Genomic DNA, 6645 nt, shown 5'->3' on the forward strand with positions numbered 1-6645 from the left:
GTTTCGCCCCTCATTTGGTTTTCTGACGGTAGAGATTGTCGAGGTAGACGGCGAGAACGAGCGCCGTGCCGACCGCGATCATTCGGTAGGATCCGTCGCCGTAGCCGATCAGCACCATGCCGGTTTGCAGGCTTTGCATCACCAAGGCACCAATGATTGCGCCGTAAATCGTGCCGACGCCGCCTGCGAGTGAGGTGCCTCCGACGACCGCCGAGGCGATGACGTAAAGCTCATCCAGCGTGCCAAGCGCATTGGTGGCGGCGTTCAGACGGGCCGAGGCGATGACGGCGGCGATGCCGGACAGCAGCCCCATCAGCGAGAAGATTTTCAGCGTCATCCATTTGGTGTTGATGCCTGCCAAAGCTGCGGCCTCGGGGTTGCCGCCGATGGCGAAAACGTAGCGACCAAACCGAGTGCGGGTCATCAGGATGGTCATCAGGATGCCGACCACGACCATGATCAGCACGGGGATCGCAAAGCCGGTTGAGATTTGCAGACCGCCCTCGGGGATCACGACTTCGGGGTGGGTTTTGACATAGGCGTCAACGATGCCCTTCGGCCAGATATAGGCGTTAACCACCAGAACCGCGCCGATCAGCACGCCGCAACCGAGCACGGCGAGCACGCCCTCAGCCCACATCGGGCGCTGCGGGAAGCCGTGTTTGGTACGGGTTTTGCGGCCAGCTTGGATGATCCACAGCACGGCAACGCAGCCGAGCAAACCTACGATCCAACTGCCCACCGCGCCGACCGATCCCGTCGGACCACCGCCGAGCAACCCGAACGTAGCGTCCATTGGTGCGATGGTTTTACCGTCTGCTGTCAGGAACGCCGCACCCCGCCACACCAGCATACCGCCGAGCGTCACGATGAATGAGGGAATGCCGCGATAGGCGATCAGCCAGCCATGAAACGCGCCGATCAGCGCGCCAAGCACGATGCCAATTGCCACTGTGATGATCCAGATCAGCGGGCTGCCGAGGCCGAGCAGCGGTGGGAGGAAATTGACCTGCACGATGCCCATCACCATGCCGGTGACGCCAACAATCGAGCCGACGGAAAGGTCGATGTTGCGGGTGATGATCACCAAAACCATGCCGGTCGCCATGATGCCGGTCATCGAGGTCTGCACCGACAGGTTCCAAAGGTTGCGTGGCGTGATGAACAGACCGGAACCCCAATTCAGGCCATTGCCGCTTAGAACCCCAGCAATGACTGGATAAAAGTGAAAGCTGGCCCAGATCAGCAGCAGTGCGCCGACCATGCCAAGCATCCTCGTATCAAGCTCGGTGTCGCGGATAAAACGCGCAACGGGGCCGGGTTGGGCATCGTTGGCCTGAGGGGCGTGAGTGGTGGGAATGTTTGTCATATCCTGGTCCGGCTTGGAGGGGACTGCCTGCCGATGGGGCTGCGTGAGCGTAAAAGCTTGCGCGTTTCGCGGCGGGTCTGTCTAGGGAAAAGCCCGGCGTCAGCGGAGTGCCGACGCCGGACAATCAGGTTTTACAGATCAGATCGACATCAAGCCGATCTGCTGGAAGTTGCGGCTTATTGGCAAGCAGCAACGCCTTCCATTGCGCCTTCGCAGGCTTCTTCCTTGGTGATCCGGCCACCGTCGATGGCGAGATTAAGCGTGTCTTTGGTGATCGCCGTTGGGGTCAGCAGGATAGCGTTCATCTCAACGCCTTTTTCGCCGTCGCTGAACTTGGTAGCGCCTGCGATTGCGTCGAGTGCGACACCGTTAGCCAGTTGCACGGCGATTTCGCCCGCAGCTTTGCCCAATGCGCGGCTGTCTTTCCAAACCGAAACGGTCTGGGTGCCACGTGCCACACGGTTCAAAGCGGCGAGGTCGCCATCTTGGCCGCCGATTGGAACGACCAGACCCTGAGCCGAAAGTGCGGCCACAGCGCCACCAGCCATACCGTCGTTTTCAGCCAAAACGGCGTCAACGGCGTTGTTGTTGGCGGTCAGGAATTGCTCCATGTTTTTCTGAGCATTTTCTGGTTTCCAGCCATCGGTGTAAGCTTCGCCGACGATTTTAATCGTGCCAGCTTTGACGGCCTCACCGATCACTTGCTCCATCCCTGCGCGCAGGAAGTCAGCGTTCGGATCGCCGGGGTCGCCTTTGATGATGACGTAATTGCCATCTGGCTTGGCTTTCATCACTTCTTCCGCGATGATTTTGCCAACGCCGACGTTGTCAAAAGTCAGGTAGAACGCACGATTGTCTTCGATCAGACGGTCGTAGCCCACAACCGGGATGCCTTCGGCAGCGGCTTTCTCGATGGCCGGACCGATGGCGTCTTTGTCCCAAGCGTTGATGATCAGCACGTTCGCGCCTTGAGCGATCAGCGCGTCAACGTCGGAGAGTTGCTTTTCCGACGACGATTGCGCATCCGCCGAGATGTATTCATCACCAGCGGCTTCAATCGCAGCTTTCACTGCAGCTTCGTCGATTTTCCAACGCTCTTCTTGAAATTGCGCCCAAGACACGCCAACTTTTTTGCCCTCTGCCAAAGCAGCCGACGAAAAACCTGCCGCGGCGATGACCGCAAGCATAATTACCTTACGCATTTTATCCTCCCTATGGATTCGGCCAGCGTATGACCTGTTCCGCAGATTCGCTAGAACTGCCGGAAAATTGCCGTGAATAAATTCAGTGGTCAAAATAAAACTGATCGGCGAGAACGGAACAGCCGGAATATCTTGCAATTCTACGCTGCAATGCAGCAATATTAGACCGCGCAAGAACAATTTCGCCGCTTTTATGTTCGGAGATCAAATAAATGGCGAGTTTTGGCGGCGGGGCAGTTCCTGCGAAGGCAAGCAAAGGTTGCGGCCCGCTGATCCCTCCGCTGTCCGAATCAATGCGGCCTTTGCGTCAGCAAGTGTTTGAACGGGTGCGTGCCTCGGGTCTGATTGCGCGGGTTCAGGTGGCGAAAGATCTCGGGGTCTCGCCTGCTTCGGTGACGACGATCACCTCAGAATTGATTGAAACCGGACTGATCGAAGAAGTCAGCGCGCCACGCGATACCGATATGGGGCGGGGCCGTCCGGCTGTGGCGTTGGGGGTGCGGGCGCAGGCGCATCTGGTGGCGGGTATGAAGATGTCAGACCGTGAGCAATCGGCGGTGATCGTCGATTTTGCCGGTAATCTGTTGGCGAATGAGGTGGTGGCGCGCAGGCCGGGGCCGATCCCGTTGATTGAGATGCTGGATGCGATGGAAGCTCTGCTGGACCGGGTGTGCGATAAAGCCGGGATCGCACGGCAGGCGTTGTCTGGGGTGGGCATCGGTTTGCCGGGGTTTATTGATCAGGCGGAAGGCGTGGTTTTGTGGTCGTCAACCCTGACCGCGCGCGCAGTGCCACTGGCAGAGGCGGCGCAAGAGCGTTTGGGTCTGCCCGTCAGCATCGACAACGACGCAAATCTGGTGGCCTTGGCGGAATTGTGGTTCGGGGCGGGCCGCAGTCTGGCGGATTTCGCGGTGGTGACGTTTGAGCACGGCGTCGGCATGGGGTTTGTGATGAACCACCGGATCTATCGCGGCTCGCAACGGCTTGGGATGGAGCTGGGCCATACCAAGGTGCAACTCGACGGCGCGCTCTGTCGCTGTGGGCAGCGCGGTTGTCTGGAAGCTTATGTCGCCGATTATGCGCTGGCGCGCGAGGCGACGACGGCGCTGAACTGGGGCCATCGCGAGGGCCAGTCGATCTCGGTGTTGTTGGAAAGCCTATACGAACACGCGCAGGCTGGCGACGCCACGGCGCGCAGCATTTTCCGGCGGGCGGGGCGATATTTGGCGGTGGGTTTGGCGAATGTGGTAAATCTGTTCGACCCGGCGCTGATTATCCTATCGGGCGAGCGGCTGAAGTTCGACTACCTTTATGCCGCCGAGACTTTGGCCGAGATCGACAATCTGGTGATCAACACCGGGCGTCCGCGCGCACCGATAGAAATCCACGCTTGGGGTGATTTGTTGTGGGCGCATGGCGCGGCGGCCTTGGCCTTGTCAGCGGTGACCGAGCGGATTTTGACAGCGCCTCGGGAGTTGGCGGCACAGTAGCTTTGCCGGCAGCTGGGGGTTTCACACCCCCAGACCCGTGGGTTATTTAAGGACAGATGAGCCAACTTTAGACAAGTTTTAGGATTTTCCATTTAACTTGGCCGTAAAATCGGTGAGATGCGGCACGTAGTCTTCCGGCCCATCACCGCCATTCGCCATCGCGTAAGCGAAAGCGTTTTTCGCAGCCGAAGCCATATTGGTGACCACCTTGGCATCGTTTGCCATCGATTCTAGATAGCGCAAGTCTTTGTAAGCATTGCTGATCGCGAAGCGGTGCGCTTCGCGGTTGCCCTCCAACGCCGAGGCCATGAAGGTTTGGTAAAACCCGCAATCCATCCGACCGCCGCGAATAACGCTATCAAAGCTGGCAATCGGGATGCCGACCTTTTCCGACAAAGCAATCGCCTCGGCATAGATCGCGGCATAGCCCAGCGAGATGAAGTTGTTCAGTAGTTTCATCCGGTGGCCGTCGCCGACACCGCCGATATGCACGATCTTGCCCGCCCAAGTGGCGATGATCGGCTGGATACGGGCAAAGACTTCGGGGGTCGCCCCAACCATGCAATCAAGCGTGCCGGCCCAAGCCTCTTTCGGGGTGCGGCTGAGCGGGGCATCAGCGAAATCAACGCCTTGGGCGGCCAGTTCATGGGCCAAACGTTCTGTCACTACAGGATCGGAAGTCGAGCAATCAACCAGCACCGTGCCGCGGGCTAAACCCGGTTTCAGCGCGGCCACAACTTCTTCAACTTGCGGCGAGCCCGACAGGCAGAGAAAAATCACCTCGCTGTTGCGGCCAAGATCGGCAAGGTCTGCGGCCTCAATGGCACCGCGTGAGATCAAGTCTTCAATGGGCGCGCGGTTGCGGTGGGCGTAAACTGAAAGTGGGTAGCCCTTGCCAACGATATTGGCCGCCATGCCCTGACCCATCAGGCCCAGCCCGACAAAACCCACCCGCGTTTCAGACATGCTAGGAGTTTCAAGCTGGGGCTGTTAAAGCGGTGATTTTAAATGCAAAAGGCAGGCCGCGCTGGCCTGCCTTCCGTGATTTGATGTATTATTCGGTCTGCTCTGTTGCGATCAACGGCGCGCGATTAGACAGGCTGCCTTCGGGGGCGAAAATGATCGCCATAACGCCGATATAGGCCAGAGCAAACAGAACGATAGCGACATAACTCGTGCGCCTAGATGGCGGCTGAGACAACGTTTGGGTCATATGAGCATCCTGTGCAGCTTTGGATGGATCGTGAGCGTAGCCTATCAAGGTTTTGTGAGTCGCGAAAGCATTATTAATCTATCAAATATATCGTGATTAAACTACTGCTGACGAAATGGCGATTTTCGCAGGAAATACGGATGATTGTGACCCAAAACTTGACCAGCGAATGTCTGCCAAACCGCTGAAGAGAGCCCACACCGGACCGTTTTGCCCCGAATTTCTGCTGGCCGCAGGTTTTTTCGCAATCTTCCTACGCGCCGATTGATTCCTTTTTAAGCGCCAGCTAGGTCTTGGATATGATTACGCAAAAGATGAAATACGCGTTGAAAGCGCTGCTGGTATTGGCGGATGCGGCGGCGAAACCCGCCCCGGAAGCCTTAACGATTGAAGTGATTGCCAAACGCTCGGGCACGCCGAAGCGGTTTCTTGAGCATATTTTGCTTGAGGTGCGTAACGCTGGCATCATCGCCTCGACGCGGGGGCGCTCGGGTGGCTATCAGCTGATCAAAGCGCCCGCCGAGATTTCGATTTCTGAGCTGTTGCGGCTGATTGACGGGCCGATTGCGCCGTTGCCATGCCTGTCGCGGCGGGCATATCAGCGCTGCGAGGATTGTGTGGACGAGGAAAGCTGTCGCATCCGCAAGGTTTTTGCAGATATTTTCTGGTCATACCTGCTGTTGATCGAGTCGCTGACCTTGGCCGATATGCTGCGCTCGGGTGCGGTGGCGCAGCAGGTTTTGGCAGAGCCATTGGTGTCTTAAGTCGAGGTTTATATGGGGGAACACCGCGATTTAATCCTGCAACGCAGTGACTTCGCGGCGGAACGGTAGCGCGTCGCCAATATCCGGCATATCTAATTCGCGGGCATAACGGTGACCGGCATAGGTCGCCCAAGCGATCGGGCCTGGCGCGCAGGCGTCGCCGATCACCTTGACCGACAGGATGCCCGCGTCTTTCCAATCAGCCTCGCGGGCTTTCAGATCGTGGTAAAGCTGATCTTGCGCGATGCGGCTGGCGACCATCACGACCGCCTCGGCGTCGATATGGGACTCCACACCCGTGTAAACGCAGGCAGTGGTAACACCTTGGGAATTGAGCGCGCTTACCCCGGTGTTCAGCACGATCTTAACGCCTGCAGCGGCAAGTTTGCGGTGAATGGAAGCCTGTTCCAGCGTGTTCAGCGTCCAGTCCGAGACATAAGCTGAGGGTGTCACCAGCGTGACGTCGCAACCCTGTTGCGCCAAAAGTTCGGCCAGAACCCCGCCCATATAGTAGTGATCGTCGTCAAACACCGTGACGCAGCCCTTTGGCAAACGGCCTGCCATTAAATCGTCGGGGGTATAGACTGGCAGGCCAGTATTGGGGATC

The 6645-nt window shown here is 58.1% G+C and carries 6 protein-coding genes and 1 pseudogene; 2 read left to right on the forward strand and 5 right to left on the reverse strand.

Annotation, left to right across the window (positions count from 1 at the left end; all coding sequences use genetic code 11):
• Positions 1 to 10: 10 nt before the first annotated feature.
• Positions 11 to 1369 carry a sugar ABC transporter permease gene (locus JWS10_RS00285; protein ID WP_299503680.1) on the reverse strand — a complete coding sequence of 453 codons (1359 nt, stop codon included), beginning with the start codon at positions 1367 to 1369 and terminating at the stop codon, positions 11 to 13.
• A 176-nt stretch (positions 1370 to 1545) separates the two neighbouring features.
• On the reverse strand, positions 1546 to 2571 hold the full coding sequence (locus JWS10_RS00290) for a substrate-binding domain-containing protein (RefSeq protein ID WP_299503682.1): 1026 nt from the start codon (positions 2569 to 2571) through the stop codon (positions 1546 to 1548).
• A 212-nt stretch (positions 2572 to 2783) separates the two neighbouring features.
• Between JWS10_RS00290 and JWS10_RS00295 the strand changes: the two genes are divergently transcribed.
• Positions 2784 to 4061: an ROK family transcriptional regulator gene (locus tag JWS10_RS00295; protein ID WP_299503684.1), complete on the forward strand. Its 1278-nt coding sequence runs from the start codon at positions 2784 to 2786 to the stop codon at positions 4059 to 4061.
• Positions 4062 to 4139: 78 nt separating this feature from the next.
• Here the strand turns inward: JWS10_RS00295 and JWS10_RS21195 are convergent, their stop codons facing one another.
• Entirely contained in the window at positions 4140 to 5027 is an 888-nt protein-coding gene (locus tag JWS10_RS21195; protein ID WP_366943502.1) for an NAD(P)-dependent oxidoreductase, read from the reverse strand.
• A gap of 88 nt (positions 5028 to 5115) precedes the next feature.
• Complete coding sequence (locus JWS10_RS00310) at positions 5116 to 5274, reverse strand: hypothetical protein (protein WP_299474791.1); 159 nt, start codon at positions 5272 to 5274, stop codon at positions 5116 to 5118.
• Between the two features lie 299 nt (positions 5275 to 5573).
• On the opposite strand from JWS10_RS00310, the gene JWS10_RS00315 reads away from it, so the two are divergent.
• Entirely contained in the window at positions 5574 to 6038 is a 465-nt protein-coding gene (locus tag JWS10_RS00315; protein WP_299503687.1) for an Rrf2 family transcriptional regulator, read from the forward strand.
• Positions 6039 to 6068: 30 nt separating this feature from the next.
• Here JWS10_RS00315 and JWS10_RS00320 read toward each other — a convergent pair.
• Positions 6069 to 6645, reverse strand: a pseudogene (locus JWS10_RS00320) (NADH:flavin oxidoreductase); the annotation flags it as partial.

The sequence above is a fragment of the Cypionkella sp. genome, from assembly GCF_028290025.1.
Lineage (GTDB): Bacteria > Pseudomonadota > Alphaproteobacteria > Rhodobacterales > Rhodobacteraceae > Cypionkella.